This window comes from Actinomycetota bacterium, assembly GCA_035697485.1.
Classification (GTDB): Bacteria; Actinomycetota; UBA4738; order UBA4738; family HRBIN12; genus JAOUEA01.
The window spans coordinates 96,963-114,168 of the sequence record DASSCU010000033.1; the positions used below are offsets into that span (position 1 = coordinate 96,963).

Below are 17,206 nucleotides of genomic sequence, written 5' to 3' on the forward strand. Positions count from 1 at the left end.
GCCCGGCCTCAACCGGGCTGCCGCTCGACCGGCTCGGCGAGGAGGGCCGGCGGCGCCGGCGTCGGGATCTGCGATCCGCCGGTGATCCGCGCCAGTTCCTCGGGGGGAGCCCCTGGCTCCAACGCGGCGCGCCGTTCCCTCGCGATCGCCTTCTCGCGACGAAACTTCTTCCAGTCGCTGGACTTCGTGCTGACGCCGATGTCGGTCGCGATCTGCAGCAGACCGATGCCGGCCAGCACGGCCGCCGCCCACCAGGGCGCACCCGAGGCCGGCCAGAACGCGAGCGCGGCGAACGGGGCGAGCTTCGTGGCGACCGCGCCCGACGCATGCATCCAGGCTCGGGAGTCCGGATCGGCCCGCAGGTACGAACCGTAGTCAGATTTCAGGCCCGGCCGAGGCGGGGGCGGTCCGCCGAGGAAGTAGTCGGTCCACCTGATCCCCACGATCGTGCCCACCAGCCAGTGCGTCGGGGCGTGCACCGAGATCGCCCAGATCGCCCCCGCCGCGATCATGGCCAGCCCCTTCCACAGCGGGGTCTGCCAGACGAAGGCCGCCCCCACGGCGAGCGCGCCGACGACCGTGCCGACGACGAGCAGCGCGTTGCCCAGCCAGACCGGCGCTCGAAGCCGAACCCCTGTGCGGAACGCGGCCGTGTCGATGCGGCCGATCTGATCGGCGTGCTCGTCCACAAGGAGGCGGTCGAGCTTGACCTGCTTCACCACCGCCCAGAACCCGAGGGCCCTCAGATCGGTGTTGCCGGCGGCCACGGCCGCCTCGATCCGGTCGAGATCGGCGCCGATCTCAGGATGAACCTCCGGCGACGCAGTTGCCCGAACCTCCACGATCCGGCCCCTTTCCGGCTATACGATTCGCCCGGCGCTCCTGCGGAGAGCGCTTCCCCGACACGTGCAGGAGGGCATCACGTCTAGGAGTATCGCGCAGCCGGCGCCCACGGGGGCTCCGCAAGGCCATGCGCTCGTCACGCTCGATGGACGCTACGCCATCGTGGAGCGCATCGCCTCGGGCGGCATGGGCGAGGTCTTCCGCGCCCGCGACACGGTCCTCGCTCGCGAGGTCGCGATCAAGGTGCTCCACCGGTCCCTCGCCGGCGACCAGGCGTTCGTCGACCGGTTCAGAACCGAAGCGCGTGCGGCTGCCGGCCTCTCCCACCCCAACATCGTGGCCGTCTTCGACTGGGGCTCGGTCGACGGCATCTACTACATGGTCATGGAGTTCGTCCGTGGCCAGAGCCTTCGGGCGCTGCTGAACCGCGACGGGCGGCTCGAGCCCGCGCAGACCACTGAGGTCGTGCGCCAGACGTTGCTGGCCCTCGACCACGCGCACCGCCAGGGGATCGTGCACCGCGACATCAAGCCCGAGAACATCCTCGTCACCACCGAGGGCGTCGTGAAGGTTGCGGACTTCGGCCTCGCGCGCGCCTACGCCGAGGGACGACAGACCCAGGCAGGAACGGTGACCGGCACGGTCCAGTATCTGGCACCCGAGCAGATCCGGGGCGAGCCCGCCGACCCTCGCAGCGACCTGTACTCGCTCGGCATCGTCAGCTACGAGCTGCTGACCGGGAAGCTTCCGTTCACCGGCGAGACCGCGATGTCGATCGCGTACAAGCACCTGTCGGGGCGGGTGCCGGTGCCCAGCGCGGCCGTCCACTCGGTCCCGACCGAGCTCGACGGGTTCGTGGCGAGCGCCACCGACCGCGACCGAGAGATGCGCCCGGAGTCAGCGCTCGCGATGCATCGCGACCTCGACGCGATCGCGCCCTCGCTCCCCCCCTCGCGGGCACTGGGGTCGATCGTCGACGACGCGCCTGCGGTCACGCCGCTTCCGGACGACGGCACGACGACCGACGTCGTCGTGCTCGGCGACGCGGCGGCGACGAGCGAGCTCGAGACCACCACCGCCACGATCGCGAGGGTGGAGCGGGGTACCCGCCGTCGGTGGCGTCGGCTCCTGGGCATCGTTGCCCTCGTGGCCGCGCTCGCCGCCTCGGCTTGGGGGGTGTGGACGTACCTGATCCCTCACCGTGCCGACGTCCCCGCGCTCGCCGGCGTGTCGGTGGACGAGGCGCGCGATCGGCTCTCCGACCTCGGCTTCGCGGTCGTGATCGCCGACGGACAGTACTCTCCGCGTCTCGCGGAGGATCGCGTGATCCGTGTGCAGCCGGAGCCCGGAACCTCGCTCGAGCAGGGCGAGACGGTCACGATCGTGCCCTCGCTCGGCCCGCCGCCGGTGAAGGCCCCGAACATCGAGGGCATGACCCTCGAACGGGCGACCACGCAGCTCGAAGGGGCCGGTCTCGCCGTCTCGATCGTGAAGCGCCGCTACGACGACGAGATCCCCGAGGGCAGCGTGATCGAGCAGCGGCAGACCGGCATGGTCCCCTCAGGCAGCACGGTCGAGGTGGTCGTGAGCAAGGGACACGCACCCGTCGAGGTTCCGAAGGTCGCCGGCATGAGCGAGACCGAGGCCTCCGACGCCCTCCAGGCGCTCGGCTTCACGGTCAGAACCGAGGAAGCTTTCTCCAACGGCGTCGAGCGCGGGTTCGTCATCGGCGCGAGCCCGAAGGCCGGCGAGGAGACCGCCTACGCCTCGACGGTCACGCTGAAGGTCTCGCTCGGGCCCGAACGTTTCCAGGCGCCGAGCTTCATCGGGCTCACCCGCGGCGCTGCCGAGGACCGGGCCGCGGAGTACGGCCTGCAGGTGTCGTTCACCGACCTCCCCGGCGGCACCGGCGTCGTGATCACCCAGAGCCCCGCGCCGGGCGTGATGGTCAGCTACGGCGACACGATCCAGCTCTTCCTGCTGTGAGGTTCGGCGCACACGTGCGCCGTGGGTCGGAAGCCACCACCGGCGTCGTCCAGCAGTGCCGCCGACGTGGCGCCGACTGCGCCCAGGTCTTCGTCTCGAATCCCCGCGCCTGGGCTCCCCCGTCGTTCTCCGACGAGGCCGCCGCGCGGTTCCGAGATGCCTGGACGACCAGCGGGCTCGGTCCGCTGGCGGCCCACGCCCCGTACGTGGTGAACATCGCCTCGCCGAACCGCGGCTTCCTCGCGCGCTCCCGGACCCTCGCTCGACGTACGGCCCGTGCCTGTGACCTCCTCGGAGTCGACCTGCTCGTGGTACACGCGGGGGCGGGCGGCACCGGCGAGCCTGCGCGATCGCGTCGTCGTGCGGTCCGCAGCCTGCTCGAGACGGTCGGGGCCGCCGAGGGGGTGCGCGTGCTCGTGGAGCTGATGGCCGGGACGCGCGGGGCGGTCGCCTCAACGATCGCGGAGGCTGCGGCTCTGCTCGAGGTTACCGACGACGATCGCCTCGGGTTGTGTCTCGACATCTGCCACCTGTTCGCGGCGGGCTACGGACTCGACACGCCCGAAGGGGTTGCGGCGATGTTCGACGAATTGGCGGCGCACGAGCTCACCGGGCGGGTCTGCCTCGTGCACGCCAACGACTCCGCCTTTTCCAAGGGGGAACGCCGCGACCGCCACGCCCCGATCGGCGAGGGGGCGATCGGGGCGGAGGGATGGCGTGCATTGCTGGCACGACCGGAGGCGGCCGACTGGACGTTCGTGCTCGAGACCCCTGGCGACGCGGCGTCGCACGCGGCGCAGATCGCGCTGCTGCGCAGCCTGGCCCCGCCTGACGTCGCGAGGGGTGCGCCCGTTCAGGGTTCGAGCTCCGCCCTCGGTCCCTCCTGGTAGCTGTAGCGCTCCTCCGCGAACGGCTCGGCGTGCACGTGGTAGCCGCGTTCCTCCCAGAATCCGCGTTCGTTGCGGTCGCTGAACCGGAGTCCCGTGAGCCACTTCGCGCTCTTCCACGCGTACCGCTTCGGCACCACGAGCCGGAGCGGCCAGCCGTGCTCGGGTGTCAGGTCCTCGCCGTAGTTGCGCCATGCGAGCAGCACGTCATCGTCGCTCATCGCATCGAGCGACAGGTCCGACGTGTACCCGGACGGGCTCTCCGCGATCACCCACTTCGCTTCTGGCGCCGGCTGCGCGCGTTCGAGGATCGTGCGGAACGGGACCCCTTCCCACGCGTTGTCCAGCGTCGTCCAGCCCGTCACGCAATGCATGTCGGCGCCCACGGTGACGCTCGGCAGGGCTCGAAGCTCCTCGTAGCTCAGCGTGAACGGGTTCGCCACGAGACCCGAGACCTCGAGGTCCCAGTGCGCGCCGTCGAACGTCGGGATCGGCCCGTAGTGCAGCACCGGCCAGGTCTTCACGAGACGCTGACCCGGCGGGATGCGGGGGGCGATCTCGGGCGGATAGTTCTTCGTGAACAGGCCCATCATTCCTCCTTCGCACCCTCGCGGCGCCCGGGGGACGCGGCCTCCGCGACGGATGCCCATGCCTCGAGCGCGACGTCGACGCCGTCGTCGCTCACGTCGACGTGGGTCACCATGCGCACGTGACTCCCGGTGTGCGTCGCCCCCACGCCGAGGGCCTCGAGCCGCTCGAGCGTCTCGAGCACGCCGAGCCCCACCGCTTCCGTGTCGACGAAGACCATGTTCGTTTCAACCTGTCCGAGATCGATCGAGCCGGGGAGGCGCTCGGCGACCCCCTCGGCGAGGCGGCGGGCGCGCTCGTGGTCCTCGTGGAGACGCCCGGGACCTCGTTCGAGCGCGACGATGCCCGCCGCCGCGGTGATGCCGGCCTGGCGCCACGCGCCGCCGAACAGGATCCAGAGGCGTCGGGCCTCGGGCATCAGTTCGGCGGGGCCGCACAGCAGCGACCCGATCGGTGCACCGAGCCCCTTGGACACGCAGAACATCACCGTGTCGGCTTCGCGCGCGAACTCCACGGCGTCCACCCCGGCGGCCGCGGCGGCATTGAAGAGCCTGGCACCGTCGAGATGGACCCCCACCCCGGCCGCCTCGGCGACCTTGCGCACCGCGCGCAGCTCCTCGGCGGGCATCACGCGGCCGCCGGCTCCGCCGACGGTGTTCTCGACGGAGACGACATCGACGACCTCGACGTCGTAGTAGGAGTCGGGTTCGAGCAGGGCTGCGGCGATCTCAGCGTCGATCCAGCCCCGTGGCCCGGGGTCGGCGGTCCGGAACGCGATGCCCGACAGGGTCGCCGAGGTCATCACCTCGGTCGTCGCGACGTGTGACCACTCCGAACACGCCGCGAGATGACCTGGGTTCGTGTGAAGGGCCAGCGCGATCTGGTTCGCCATCGTGCCGGTGGGCACGTAGAGGGCGGCCTCCGTGCCGAGGCACTCGGCCGCGAGCTCCTGCAACCGGTTCACGGTCGGGTCGTCTCCGTACCAGGCGTCGCCGACCTCGGCCTCAGCCATCGCCCGGCGCATCTCTGGCGACGGGGCGGTGACGGTGTCCGAACGCAGATCCACCCGGAACCGGCTCATGGGCCGCAGTCTAGCGATGCGAGCGTGCACGACCCGGCGCACGCGTCGGCGCCTCAGTACAGGAACATCGGCTTGCCGTCGACGTGGCGGATCTTCGGTCGGTACGCTTCGAGGTCGTAGAGCGCGTCGACGTCGACCCGCTTCACGCCCTGTCCCAGCACCGAGAGCGGCACGTTGACGTAGTTCCCGTTTCGCAGCGCGACGAGGCGGCCGTGCACCCCTTCGATCGCGAGGTCGGCCGCCATCACCGCGTAGTTGATCGCGACCATCAGATCGAGCGAATCGGGCGAGCCCGACCGCATCAGGTAGCCGACCTGCTGGTAGATCATGTCGGAGCCGGTGCGTTCCTTGAGTAGCTCGCTCGTCCGCTGCCCGATGCCTCCCAGCTTGCGGTGCCCGTAGGCGTCCTCGACGCCGGCCTGCACCATCTCGCCGCCGGCGAACGTGGCGCCCTCGGAGATCGTCATCATCGCGTAGTTGCTCGGGTTCGCGGCCTTGTCGCGCTTCAGCTGCTCGGCCAGCCGATCGATGTCGAACGGCACTTCGGAGATGATCGCTCGCTCCACCCCCGATAGGTACGCCGACACGAGCGAGGTCTCGCCGCTGTAGCGACCGAACACCTCGACCACAGCCAGGCGCTCGTGCGAGCCCGCGCTCGTGCGCAGCTGGTGCACGAATATCACCGTGCGGGTCACGGCGGTCGAGAAGCCGATGCAGTAGTCGGTGCCGTGCACGTCGTTGTCCATCGTCTTCGGGATCGCGATCACCGGCACGCCTTCCTGATGCAGGCGCAGGGCGAACGAGAGGGTGTCGTCGCCGCCGATCGGGATCAGCGAGTCCAGGCCGAGTCGTTCGATCACGCGGAGCACGTGGTCCGTGTGGTCGCGGGGACCCTCGTCGACGCGTCCCGATGCCAGGAACGCCGGCTCGTCCGCCGCCTTTACCTTGGCCGGGTTCGTACGCGAGGTATGCAGGAATGTCCCCCCCGAGCGGTCGATCGTCCGCACCACACCGGGGTCGAGCGCCAGCGAGTTGGCCGCGATGCTCTCGAGGTCGTCCGGCTCGGTGTCGAGCAGGCCGCCCCATCCGCGCCTGATGCCGACGACCTCGTGCCCCTCCGACGCGGCCCGGTTGACCACCGCCTTGATCGCGGCATTGAGGCCCGGCACGTCGCCGCCGCCGGTCAGGATGCCGATGCGCATGGCGGAAGCCTACGAGAGCCGGCCTGCCCCGCGTGGGAGCCGGCCCTCAATCGCAGCGCACCTGCGGCAGGTCCCAGAGTTCGTCGGGCACCGTGCGAGGTGCGGCGCCCACCTCGGCCACGGAGGTGGTCACGATCTTCCGCCCGAGCATGCCGACCATGTTGCCCCACCCGCCGTGCGCAGCTTCCTCGATGGCCGCGATCCCGAGGCGGGTCGCGAGCACCCGGTCGTAGGCCACGGGCGATCCGCCACGCTGCACGTGTCCGAGCACGGTGATGCGCGATTCCACGCTGTTGCGCATCCCCAGCTCCCGGGCCACGAGGCTCCCGATGCCTCCGAGCCGCGGCCATCCGTTCTCATCGAGCGCGTAGTCGGGCACGTCCATCGTGCCAGGGACCGGCGAGGCCCCCTCGGACACCACGACGATCGAGAACCGACGATCCTCGAGCATGCGCTGCTTCACCCGGCGGGCGACGAGCTCGATGTCGAACGGGTGCTCGGGCAGCAGGATCACGTCGGCCGCCCCGGCGAGGCCCGCCTCGAGCCCGATCCATCCCGCACTGCGCCCCATGACCTCGCAGACCATCACGCGTTGGTGGCTCTCGGCCGTGCTGTAGAGCCGGTCGATCAGGTCGGTCGCGATCTGCACGGCGGTCTGGAACCCGATGCTGTGGTCGGTGCCGCCGATGTCGTTGTCGATCGTCTTCGGCACCCCGACCACCGGGACGTCGGGCATCGCGGCGCACGCGCTCATCGTGCCCTCGCCGCCGATCGCGATGTACCCGTCGAGCCGATGCACCTCGGTCGTCTCGCGCACCCGGTCGATGCCGTCGGGGGTCCGGAACGGCTGCATCCCCGACGTGCCGAGGATCGTGCCGCCTCGAGGCAGGATGCCGCGGACCTCGTCGCGGGTGAGCTCATCGGCGGTGCCCTCCATCACCCCGCGCCACCCGTCGCGGAAGCCGTAGACGGTGGCGCCGATCTCGTCGAGCGCGTGGCGCACGACGGCCCGGATCGCCGCGTTCAGGCCCGGGCAGTCGCCTCCGCCGGTGAGGAGTCCGATCCGCACGGGCGACAGCCTACGACGGCCGGGATCAGGCCTCCTCGGCCCCGTCGGCCTGCGCCTTCAGCACCTGGTACCAGCTGTCCTCGTAGGCGCCGTCCTCCTGCGAGGAGCCCTCGGGGCCCTCGGCCCCCGGTGCCCGCTCATCGGTCACGTCCTTCACGAAGCCGAGCCCCTTGTCGACCGACCGCCTGTCCGCCATTCGTCCGTCTCCACCCTCTACGTGCGTGAGATCGATGCCTCATGCAGCATCGGAACCGCGTGCCGGGACCTTGATACCGCGGGCCGGGTAGGGCACTCCCGGCCGGTTCCCGGGGCTTCGATAGGATGTCGGCATGATCGATGCGGCGCTGATCGGAGGGCTGTTCCCCGAGATCAAGGGATGGCTCGAGGCGGTCTTCGTGGGCCTGCTGGTGCTGCTGGCAGGTGCCGTGGGTCTCTTCGCCCTCTTCGTGATCGCGCAGCAGTTCCGCAACCCGGGTCGCCGCGAGCGGCGAGGGCTCTAGGCACCGTTCCCGTCGGACCTCGGCACGATCACGGTCCCCGCCTCGCCCCGCAGCGCGTCGGTCGCGTCCTCCAGGTCGGCGATCACGGCCATCGCTCCCCCGCCGCGCACGAAGCCGATCGCCGCCTCGATCTTCGGCCACATGGACCCCGCACCGAACTCACCCTTCTTGAGCAGCGTCTGGGCCTCGCCGACCGTCATGCGGTCGATGTCCTCGGGGTAGAACGAGCCGTACCCCCGTTGCACCTTCTTCACGTCGGTGAGGATCAGGAGGGTGCTCGCGCCGACCTCCTTCGCGAGGATCGCGGCCGCGAGGTCCTTGTCGACGACACCCTCCTTGCCGATCAACCGGGGGCCTTCCTCGATCACGGGCACGCCCCCGCCGCCGCTCGCGATCACGATCACGTCGTCGGCGACCATCCGGGCGATCACGGGGGTCTCGACGATCGAGTAGGGCTTCGGGCTCGGCACGACGCGGCGCCACCCACCGTGCGGGTCGGCCTTCATCGTGTAGCCGCGCTCTTCTTCGAGACGGCGCGCCTCATGCTCCTCGTAGTAAGGGCCGACGTACTTCGTCGGGTTGGCGAACGCCGGGTCGTCGGGAGGCACCCTCGTGAGGGTCAGCACGGTGGCGACGGGGCGTTCCATGCCGCGTTCGAAGAAGACGTCACCGATCGTCACCTGGAGCAGATAGCCGATCTGTCCCTGGCTCTCAGCCCCGCACACGTCGAGCGGCATCGGATGCACCGACTCCGCGGCGGCCTCCTGCTGCAGTAGGATCCTGCCCACCTGTGGTCCGTTGCCGTGGGTGAGGACCACCTGCCACCCGTCGGCCGCGATGTCGGCGATGCGCTCGGCGGCCCGGCGGCAGGCCCGGTACATCTCCTCGAACGTGTCGTCGGCACCGCGACGAAGCAGCGCATTGCCGCCCAAGGCGACCACGACCCGTTCCATGCGCACCCCTTCCACCGTCGCGGGCCGTTGCACCCGCCGCTCGCACGGACGCGACGGCTTGGTCGCGCCCCGCGTTTCCGAGTCGGCTCAGCCCAGGACGGGCTTGAGCACGTCGAGCAACTGGGGGGACTCCGGGAGGACGTCCAGGTCGTAGCGCACGCGCACGGCGGGCTTGCGGATGTCGATCACCCGCCGCAGGTCGATCGGGGTGCCGATCACGACGAGGTCGACGTCCGCGGCCTCGATGATCTTCTCCATCTCGGCGAGCTGGCCGTCGCTGTAGCCCATGGCCGGCAGCACGGCGCCGACGTCGTACTTCTCGAACGTGTCCGCGATCGTGCCCAGCGCCCACGGCCGAGGGTCGACGATCACGGCGGCACCGTTGCGCTCGGCAGCGACCACGCCGGCGCCGATCTTCATCGAGCCGTGCGTAAGGGTCGGACCGTCCTCGACGACGAGCACGCGCGCGCCGCGGATCGCCCCTGGGTCGTCGACCGTGACGTCCGAGTTCGCCTTGACGACCGTGGCCGAGGGGTTCACCTCGGCGATCGTCGCGTCGATCATCGCGACCTGCTCGGCCGTCGCGGAGTCCATCTTGTTCACGACGATCACGTCGGCCGCTCGTAGGTTCGCCTCTCCGGGGTGATACCTGAGTTCGTGGCCCGCGCGCAGCGGGTCGACGAGCGTGATCCAGACGTCGGGTGAATAGAAGGGCAGGTCGTTGTTTCCGCCGTCCCACAGCAGCACGTCGGCCTCGGCCTGCGCCTGCTCGAGGATCGCGCCGTAGTCCACACCGGCGTAGATCACGGTGCCGCTCATGATGTGCGGCTCGTACTCCTCGCGCTCCTCGATCGTCGTGCCGTACCGGTCGAGGTCCTCGAGCGCCGCGAACCGCTGCACGCGCTGCGCGGCGAGGTCACCGTAGGGCATCGGGTGCCGCACCGCGACGACGGTCTTGCCCGCCCCCTTCAGCGCTCCGGCGATCGCCCTGGTCGTCTGGCTCTTGCCCACGCCGGTCCGTACGGCCGTCACGGCCACGGTCGGGATCGTCGCGCGCAGCATCGTCGCGTCGGGCCCGAGGAGCACGAAGTTCGCCCCGGCTGCGAGCACCTCGCTCGCCTTGTGCATCACGGTCTCGTGCGAGACGTCGGAATAGCTGAACACCACGTCGCCGACGTCGAGGTCGCCGATCAACCGCACGAGCTCCGACTCGTCGTAGATCTGGATGCCGTCGGGGTAGTGCCGCCCCGCGATCTCGGCCGGGTACCGACGGTCGTTGATGAACGGGATCTGGGTCGCTGTGAACGCCACGACCTCGGTCTGCGCGTCATCGCGGTACACGGTGTTGAAGTTGTGGAAGTCGCGACCCGCAGCTCCCATGATGAGGACACGTCGCTTCGCCATGAGGACTCCCCTCCAGCTCGAAGGCCCGTTGCGTCGGAATCGTCTGATGCGCGGAGGCGAGCGCGCCTCGGGGCCTGCGCCGCGGCGCACGTCCCCGCTCTTCATCGGCGAGACTACCCCAGCCGGCTGCCGCCGGTCAGAGGGCGTCGGCCCCTTCGGCGGAGGGCCCGACGGACCGCCATCCATCGTCACCCATGCGACCGAACGGCTGCGCGAAGTGGGGAACACCCACGATCCATGACCCCTCGGCGGCCCGTTCGAGCTGACCCCGGCGTGAGGCAGCGCCCGCCTCGGGATCTTCGTCATGGCTCGACGCCCACTCGGGATGTGCCGCTTGCACCGGGATGTGGAGCAGATCGCCCGCGAGGAGCACGTGGTCGCCGGCGTCGGTCCCGACGACGATGCTGCGATGGCCCGGCGTGTGGCCTGGAGTGTGGACGACCCGGATGCCGGGGACGAGCTCCCGGTCGCGCGGATCGAGGTCGAGCAGGCCCAGCGTGCGCAGTTGCTGCATCTCGTTCACCGCCGCGTATGCCTCGTGCCCGTCTGCGAAGAACGAGAGGTCGGCCTCGTGGAGCACGTAGCGGGCGTTCGGGAACCGCGGCCTCTCCCCCGCCCACGCGCCTCCCGCGTGGTCCGCGTGCAGATGCGAGAGCACCACGAGGCCCACGTCGCCCGGCGCGAGCTCGACGCCCGCGAACGCCTCGTCGGCCGAGCTTCCCGTCCCCGGCGCCCAGGGCCGATACGGCGGGTACGCGCCGACGCCCGTGTCGATCACCGCCGTTCCCCAGCGGCCGCTCGCGACGAACGCGTGCACGTGCCATGGCCAGGAGCCCTCGTCGACGAAGGCCCACGGGTGCCGCTCGCGCTCGGCCGGCCAGTCCACGTCGTGGCCCGGGCACTCGTCGGCGAGATCGAGCGGGGCGAACCCGTAGCAGGCCACGGCGATCTCGACGTCGCCGACCCGTATCGGCTCGACGTGCGTCATGGCAGCAGCCTACGTCGCGTGGAGATCCGACGGGGCGTCCACGTCGCGAAGCGTCCGCCGGCCCGGGTCGAGGCGGGTCCAGGTCGCCTCGCCGATCGTCCGCACGTCCAGCGCCTCGAGCCAGGCCCGCAGGGACCGTTCCCCGCGCTCCAGCAGCGATCGGGCCGTGACCGCGGCCGGGAGTGTCCGCACCACGACCGGGAGGGGGCGGAACCGTCCACCGTCCTCGAGCGCCACGGCGTCGACGGCACCGGCCCCGGCGACGCGGACCAGGTCGCGCAGGACCTCGACCGAGAGCTCGGGCATGTCGCCGCCGACGAGGACGGCGAGCTCCCGGCCGGCCGCCTCGAGCCCCGCGAGCGCCCCGGCGAGCGGGCCCTCGTCCGCCACCGCGTCTCTCGTGAACCGGACCCGGACGTCCGAAGGCATCGAAGGCTCCGCCGCCTCGGGTCCGATCACGATCACGAGGTCGTCCGTGACCCTCGCGAGCCCGATCACCGCGTGGTGCAGGAGCGGTGTGCCATCCACATCTGCCGCGAGCTTGTCGGCACCGCCGAACCGGGTCGAGCGTCCGCCGGCCAGCACGATGCCGCTGACGAGGTCGCTAGTCCGACGCAGACTCGCTCGACCCCCGCCGGTCCCGAGCACCCGCGCGCCGGCGGGTCGGATCGTCTTCCCGCCGCGACTGCACGTAGGCGAACCCGAACCGCCCCTTGATGCACAGGTGCCCGTTGGTGACCGAATGGTCCCAGGGGCTGGTGACCTTCACGATCTCGTTGTCCTGCACGTGCAGCTCGAGCTCGCACCCGACGCCACAGTACGGGCAGATCGTGTTCGTCACGGTCTGCTGCTGTTCGTCCCACGAGCCGTCCTCGCGCATCTCGTGTTCGCTGCGGAACATCAGCGCGCCGGTCGGACAGACCCCGATGCAGTTGCCGCAGTACACGCACGCGGACTCGTCGAGCGGGACCGCGTACTCGGTCGAGATCCGGGCGTCGAAGCCGCGGCCCGCGACGGCGATCGCGAACGTGTTCTGGGCGTCGACGCCGCAGGCCTCGACGCACTTGTAACAGAGGATGCAGCGGGAGTAGTCGCGCACGTACAGCTCATTGTCGATCTTCACGGGCTGGGCGACGCCCTCGGCCACGGTCGGGTCGAGGGGTTCGTGGTGATGGCCGGGGTCACGCCGGTCGCGCTCGTCGGCCGGCAGCTCGGGCATCTGCGCCCCGAACCGCTCGGGATGCACCTCGTACTCCGCCATCCAGCGGTGCACGTCGGCATTCGTGAGGTCCATCTCGACGCTCGACGCGAGGAATTCCATCACGAGGGTGCGGGAGTGCCGGACCCGGTCGGTGTCGGTCGACACGACCATGCCGTCCTCGGCCGTCCGGCTGCACGCGGGCACGAGTGTGCGCGAGCCCTCCACCTCGACCACGCATACGCGGCACGCGTTGACTGGCGTGAGGTTGTCGGCGTAACAGAGCGTGGGCGTATCGACCGCGTTCGCCCGGCAGGCGTCGAGGATCGTGGCGCCCTCGGGCACCCGGGTCTCGGCGCCGTCGACCGTGACCGTGAGCAGACGGCGGGGGGGCTCGAGCGGCACGGCGCCGAGGGGTCGGACGGCCATCAGGACTCCTGCGCCTCGGTGCGGGTCGGCACGGCCTCTCCCTCGAGCGCGTCCGCTTCGCCGCCGCCGAACACCCCGAGCGACGCGATCGCCGACTGCACGGCGTTGGCCGCCGTCTGGCCGAGCCCGCAGATCGACGCGTCGCGCATCACCCGGGCGACGTCCTCGAGCAGCGCGAGCTCGTCGGCGCGCGAGCCCAGCGTCCTGCCCTGCACGAGCCGGTGCAGCGCCTCCTCCTGGCGGACGGTGCCGACCCGGCACGGCACACACTGCCCGCAGGACTCGTCCCGGAAGAACCGCGCGATGCGAAGGCACGTGTCGGAGAGGTCGGCGGAGTCGCCGAACACCATCACGACCCCGGATCCGAGCGTGTAACCACCCTCGCGGGCATCCTCGAACGTGAGCCGCACGTCGAGCCGATCGGGGCCGACGAACCCGCCGGCGGCGCCGCCCAGCAGCACGGCCTTCGGCGCCCGCCCGTCACGCACGCCGCCCGAGGCGTCGATCACCTCCCGCAGCGTGACCCCGTGCGGGTGCTCGTAGACGCCGGGCGCCGCCACGTCGCCGGACAGGCAGAAGAGCCGCGGACCCGTGGAGCCTTCCGTGCCGATGCCGGCGTACGCCCGGCCGCCGATCCGCAGCAGCTCGAGCACGTTGATCAGCGTCTCGACGTTGTTGATGCCGGTGGGCTTGCCGAACAACCCGCGCTGCACCGGGAACGGTGGCTTGTTCCGGGGCTCCCCGCGTTTGCCTTCGAGCGAGTTGAACAGCGCCGTCTCCTCGCCGCAGATGTACGCGCCGGCACCCCGGCGGAGCTCGACGTCGAACGCGGCGCCGTGCCCGAACACGTCGTCGCCGAGGAAGCCGTGCCGGCGCGCTTCCTCGATCGCGTGCACGAGGCGCTCGGTCGCGAGCGGGTACTCCCCGCGGATGTACACGTAGCCTCGCTCGCACCCGGTGGTGATGCCGGCGATCGTGAGGGCCTCGATCACCGCGAACGGATCCTGCTCCATCACGACGCGGTCCTTGAACGTGCCGGGCTCGCTCTCGTCGGCATTGCACACGAAGTAGTGCGGGCGGACCGGCTGCTCGGCGACCGCCTTCCATTTCACGCCCGTGGGGAACGCCGCGCCGCCGCGGCCCATCAGCTTGGAGTCGGTCACCTCGCGGAGGGTCCACTCGGGGCCGTGCTCGAGAGCCAGGCGCAGCGCCTCGTAGCCCCCGTGCGCCCGGTAGTCATCGATCGAGGAGGGGTCCACGGCGCCGATGCGCCGCAGCAGACGGAGGCCCTCTCGCGATGCGGCCTCCCACGCCTGCGGCGCGCTCTCGGGCCCGGCGTCCGCGTCGCCCCAGACACCGTCGCGGATCAACCCCTCGAGGGCATCGTCGGTCACCGGGGCGAGGGCCGAGTCCACCTGGTCGCCGGCGCGCTGCAGCAGCAACGCAGGTGCCCGTTCACAGAGCCCGAGACAGGGGCTCGCCACGACGGTTGCGTCGTCGGAGCGCAGGCGATCGATCACCGTCTCGGCACCCGCCCGGCGGCAGGCCAGGTCGTCGCAGACGTGGACGACGGTGGGTGGCCGTTCCTCGACGCTGAACATCGCGTAGAACGTCGCGACCCCGTACGCCTCGGCCGGGGGCACCGTGAGGCGCTCGCAGACGTAGTTCATACCGCCGGGGCTGATCCAGCCGGCCGCGCCCTGCAGGGCGTGCAGCGCGGGCAGCAGCAGGTCGCGGTCTCCGCGCGCGTCGGCTCCCCCTCGGGCCACACGGTGGTCGAATTCCGAGCGTTCGAGCGCACCGTCCCAGGCGCTCGTCGGCGGACCGAGCAGCTCGTCCACGGCGGCGCGCTCGGCGGCCGACGGGCCGGCCTGCATCAGCTTCAGGTCCACGACGCCTCCGAGGGCGACGCTGGCGGGCGGATGGCGGTCACGGTCGGGATGCTACTCCCCGCCTCCGCCGGACACCGAACCGGCGGGCTGCGACTCCGGCAACTTGTCGATGCGCACCGCGGCAGCCTTGAACTCGGCGGTCCCCGACTTCGGGTCGGTCGCCTCGATCGTGAGCACGTTCGTGTCGACCTGGTCGGGGAAGTGGAACGTCATGAAGACGAGCCCGGGGCGGAGCGCCTCGTCGACGTGGACCGGCACCTCGACCGACCCCCGGCGGCTCGAGACGACGACGCATTCCTCCTCGGCGAGGGCGAGCCGCTCGGCGTCCTCGGGCGAGACGTCGATCGTCTCCCCACGGCGCAGCGGTGACGTGAACGCGCCCGTCTGCACCCCGGTGTTGAAGGAGTCGAGTCGGCGACCGGTCGTGAGGCGCAACGGGAACTCTTCCGTGAGCTCGTCGACCGGCGGGTCGTCGATCACGATCGAGAACGGCGCCTTCGCGCCCTGCGCCTCGGGGTCGTCGAACTCCCACAGGCGGGCGTGCAGGAACGTCGTGCCGGGATGCTCCTCGTCGGGGCACGGCCACTGGATGCCGCCGAGCTCGTCGAGGCGCTCCCAGCTCATGCCCGCGTGCATCGGGCTGAGGGTGCGCAACTCGTCCCACGCCTCACGCGGTGAGACATCGCCCCAGCCGGCCCCCATGCGGTTCGCGAGCTGGTTGATGATCCAGATGTCGTCCTTGGCTTCGCCCGGCGGCTGCAGGGCCGCCCGCACCCGCTGCACCCTGCGCTCGGAATTCGTCACCGTGCCGTCGGACTCGAACGCGCTGTTGGACGCGGGGAACACGACGTCGGCGAGCTCCGCGGTCTTCGTCATGAAGATGTCCTGCACGATCAGCGTATCGAGGCCTTGCAGCAGCTCGACGGCGTGCTCCTTGTCGGCCTCGCTCGACGCCGGGTTCTCGCCGATGCAGTACACCGCGGTGAGCTCGCCGCGTTCCATCGCCTGGAACATGTTGGTGAGGTGCCAGCCGTACTTCGGGATGATCGGCGTGCCCCAGGCCGCCTCGAACTTCGCCCGGGCGGCCGCGTCCTTCTCGATGTCCTGGAAGCCGGCCAGCTTGTTCGGGATCGCGCCCATGTCACCGCCACCCTGCACGTTGTTCTGGCCGCGCAGCGGATTCACGCCGCTGCCGTACGTGCCGACGTGGCCGGTGAGGAGCGACAGATTGATCAGCGAGAGCACGTTGTCGACGGCGTTGTGGTGTTCGGTGATGCCGAGCGTCCAGCAGATCGTCGCCCGGTCGGCCTTCGCGTAGGCATGCGCTACCTCGCGGATCACGTCGGCCGGCACCCCGGTCACGGCCTCACCTCGCTCGAGCGTCCAGTCCATGATCGAGTCGACGTACTCGGCGAACCCGAGCGTGGCCCCCTCAACGAACGCGTGGTGCTGGAGGTCGTTCACGACGATCTCGCGCGCCATCGTGTTCGACAGCGCGATGTCGGTGCCGACGTCGATGCCGAGCCACAGGTCGCCCCACTCCGCCGATTCCGTGCGCCGGGGATCGACCACGATCAGCTTCGCCCCGCGGTTGACCGCCTTCAGGACGTGGTGGAAGAAGATAGGGTGCGCGGCTCGAGCGTTCGAGCCCCACAGCAGGATGAGGTCGGTGTGCTCGACCTCCTCATATGAGCTGGTACCGCCACCGGCACCGAAGACGGTGGCCAGACCGACCACCGAGGGCGCGTGTCAGGTGCGGTTACAGCTGTCGATGTTGTTGCTGCCGAGGACCTGACGGCTGAACTTCCCGGCGACGAAGTTCATCTCGTTCGTGGCCTTCGAGCAGCTGAACACCCCCGTGCCCCAGCCGGGGTTGCGGTCGGCGGCGCGGCGGAGCCCCTCGGCGGCCCGGTCGAGGGCCTCGTCCCAGTTGGCCACGCGCAGCTCGCCGTGCTCGCGAACCATCGGCTCGGTGAGGCGGGTGAGCGTCGTGCTCATCGACTCGTCTCTCCTTCCGGGTCTGCCGACCCATCGCGGGGTGCGGTCGCCCCGTGTCAAGGATTCTACGCGGGGCAGGCAGACGAGGGGCATCCGGAGGAAGGATGGCGGATCCGGGTTGGCCGCCGGGGCGACGCCGGTCCATGAAGTGCGCATGGACCGGATCCCGATCGGCGATCATCCCGACG

Annotated in this window: 16 protein-coding genes; 3 read left to right on the forward strand and 13 right to left on the reverse strand. The window is 70.7% G+C overall.

The window, feature by feature from the left end; genetic code table 11:
• Positions 1 to 8: 8 nt before the first annotated feature.
• Entirely contained in the window at positions 9 to 842 is an 834-nt protein-coding gene (locus VFI59_10185) for a hypothetical protein (GenBank protein ID HET6714065.1), read from the reverse strand.
• A 64-nt stretch (positions 843 to 906) separates the two neighbouring features.
• Between VFI59_10185 and pknB the strand changes: the two genes are divergently transcribed.
• Together pknB and VFI59_10195 are read left to right on the forward strand one after the other, a co-directional pair.
• Positions 907 to 2,829, forward strand: a complete 1,923-nt coding sequence (gene pknB, locus VFI59_10190; GenBank protein HET6714066.1) for a Stk1 family PASTA domain-containing Ser/Thr kinase — start codon at positions 907 to 909, stop codon at positions 2,827 to 2,829.
• 14 nt (positions 2,830 to 2,843) lie between these two features.
• Positions 2,844 to 3,719, forward strand: a complete 876-nt coding sequence (locus tag VFI59_10195; protein HET6714067.1) for a deoxyribonuclease IV — start codon at positions 2,844 to 2,846, stop codon at positions 3,717 to 3,719.
• On the opposite strand, the gene VFI59_10200 is transcribed toward VFI59_10195, so the two are convergent.
• The 5 genes from VFI59_10200 to VFI59_10220 are packed head-to-tail and all read right to left on the reverse strand — an operon-like array spanning position 3,683 to position 7,852.
• Positions 3,683 to 4,306: a sulfite oxidase-like oxidoreductase gene (locus VFI59_10200; protein ID HET6714068.1), complete on the reverse strand. Its 624-nt coding sequence runs from the start codon at positions 4,304 to 4,306 to the stop codon at positions 3,683 to 3,685. The genes VFI59_10195 and VFI59_10200 overlap by 37 nt on opposite strands.
• The gene (locus VFI59_10205) at positions 4,306 to 5,385 is read right to left on the reverse strand and encodes a threonine aldolase family protein (protein HET6714069.1); all 1,080 of its coding nucleotides are present in this window, start codon (positions 5,383 to 5,385) and stop codon (positions 4,306 to 4,308) included. The genes VFI59_10200 and VFI59_10205 overlap by 1 nt, the downstream gene beginning before the upstream one ends.
• A 53-nt stretch (positions 5,386 to 5,438) precedes the next feature.
• Complete coding sequence (locus tag VFI59_10210; GenBank protein ID HET6714070.1) at positions 5,439 to 6,587, reverse strand: ATP-dependent 6-phosphofructokinase; 1,149 nt, start codon at positions 6,585 to 6,587, stop codon at positions 5,439 to 5,441.
• 46 nt (positions 6,588 to 6,633) lie between these two features.
• The gene (locus VFI59_10215; protein HET6714071.1) at positions 6,634 to 7,656 is read right to left on the reverse strand and encodes an ATP-dependent 6-phosphofructokinase; all 1,023 of its coding nucleotides are present in this window, start codon (positions 7,654 to 7,656) and stop codon (positions 6,634 to 6,636) included.
• 25 nt (positions 7,657 to 7,681) lie between these two features.
• The gene (locus VFI59_10220) at positions 7,682 to 7,852 is read right to left on the reverse strand and encodes a hypothetical protein (protein ID HET6714072.1); all 171 of its coding nucleotides are present in this window, start codon (positions 7,850 to 7,852) and stop codon (positions 7,682 to 7,684) included.
• A gap of 133 nt (positions 7,853 to 7,985) precedes the next feature.
• Here VFI59_10220 and VFI59_10225 point away from each other — a divergent pair, with 133 nt between their 5' ends.
• Positions 7,986 to 8,156, forward strand: a complete 171-nt coding sequence (locus VFI59_10225) for a hypothetical protein (protein ID HET6714073.1) — start codon at positions 7,986 to 7,988, stop codon at positions 8,154 to 8,156.
• Here VFI59_10225 and arcC read toward each other — a convergent pair.
• The 7 genes from arcC to VFI59_10260 all read right to left on the reverse strand — a co-directional run bounded on the left by arcC (position 8,153) and on the right by VFI59_10260 (position 17,018).
• On the reverse strand, positions 8,153 to 9,109 hold the full coding sequence (gene arcC, locus VFI59_10230) for a carbamate kinase (GenBank protein HET6714074.1): 957 nt from the start codon (positions 9,107 to 9,109) through the stop codon (positions 8,153 to 8,155). The genes VFI59_10225 and arcC overlap by 4 nt on opposite strands.
• Before the next feature lie 87 nt (positions 9,110 to 9,196).
• Positions 9,197 to 10,513, reverse strand: coding sequence for a cyclic 2,3-diphosphoglycerate synthase (locus tag VFI59_10235; GenBank protein HET6714075.1), 1,317 nt, complete (start codon positions 10,511 to 10,513; stop codon positions 9,197 to 9,199).
• 136 nt (positions 10,514 to 10,649) lie between these two features.
• Entirely contained in the window at positions 10,650 to 11,501 is an 852-nt protein-coding gene (locus VFI59_10240; protein HET6714076.1) for an MBL fold metallo-hydrolase, read from the reverse strand.
• Positions 11,502 to 11,510: 9 nt separating this feature from the next.
• On the reverse strand, positions 11,511 to 12,149 hold the full coding sequence (locus VFI59_10245) for an NTP transferase domain-containing protein (GenBank protein HET6714077.1): 639 nt from the start codon (positions 12,147 to 12,149) through the stop codon (positions 11,511 to 11,513).
• A complete protein-coding gene (locus VFI59_10250) occupies positions 12,106 to 13,128 on the reverse strand; it encodes a 2Fe-2S iron-sulfur cluster-binding protein (GenBank protein ID HET6714078.1) in 1,023 nt (340 codons plus the stop codon). Before VFI59_10250 ends, VFI59_10245 begins: the two co-directional genes overlap by 44 nt.
• On the reverse strand, positions 13,128 to 15,005 hold the full coding sequence (locus tag VFI59_10255; protein HET6714079.1) for an NADH-ubiquinone oxidoreductase-F iron-sulfur binding region domain-containing protein: 1,878 nt from the start codon (positions 15,003 to 15,005) through the stop codon (positions 13,128 to 13,130). The genes VFI59_10250 and VFI59_10255 overlap by 1 nt, the downstream gene beginning before the upstream one ends.
• 66 nt (positions 15,006 to 15,071) lie before the next feature.
• On the reverse strand, positions 15,072 to 17,018 hold the full coding sequence (locus VFI59_10260) for a molybdopterin-dependent oxidoreductase (protein ID HET6714080.1): 1,947 nt from the start codon (positions 17,016 to 17,018) through the stop codon (positions 15,072 to 15,074).
• Between the last annotated feature and the right edge of the window lie 188 nt (positions 17,019 to 17,206).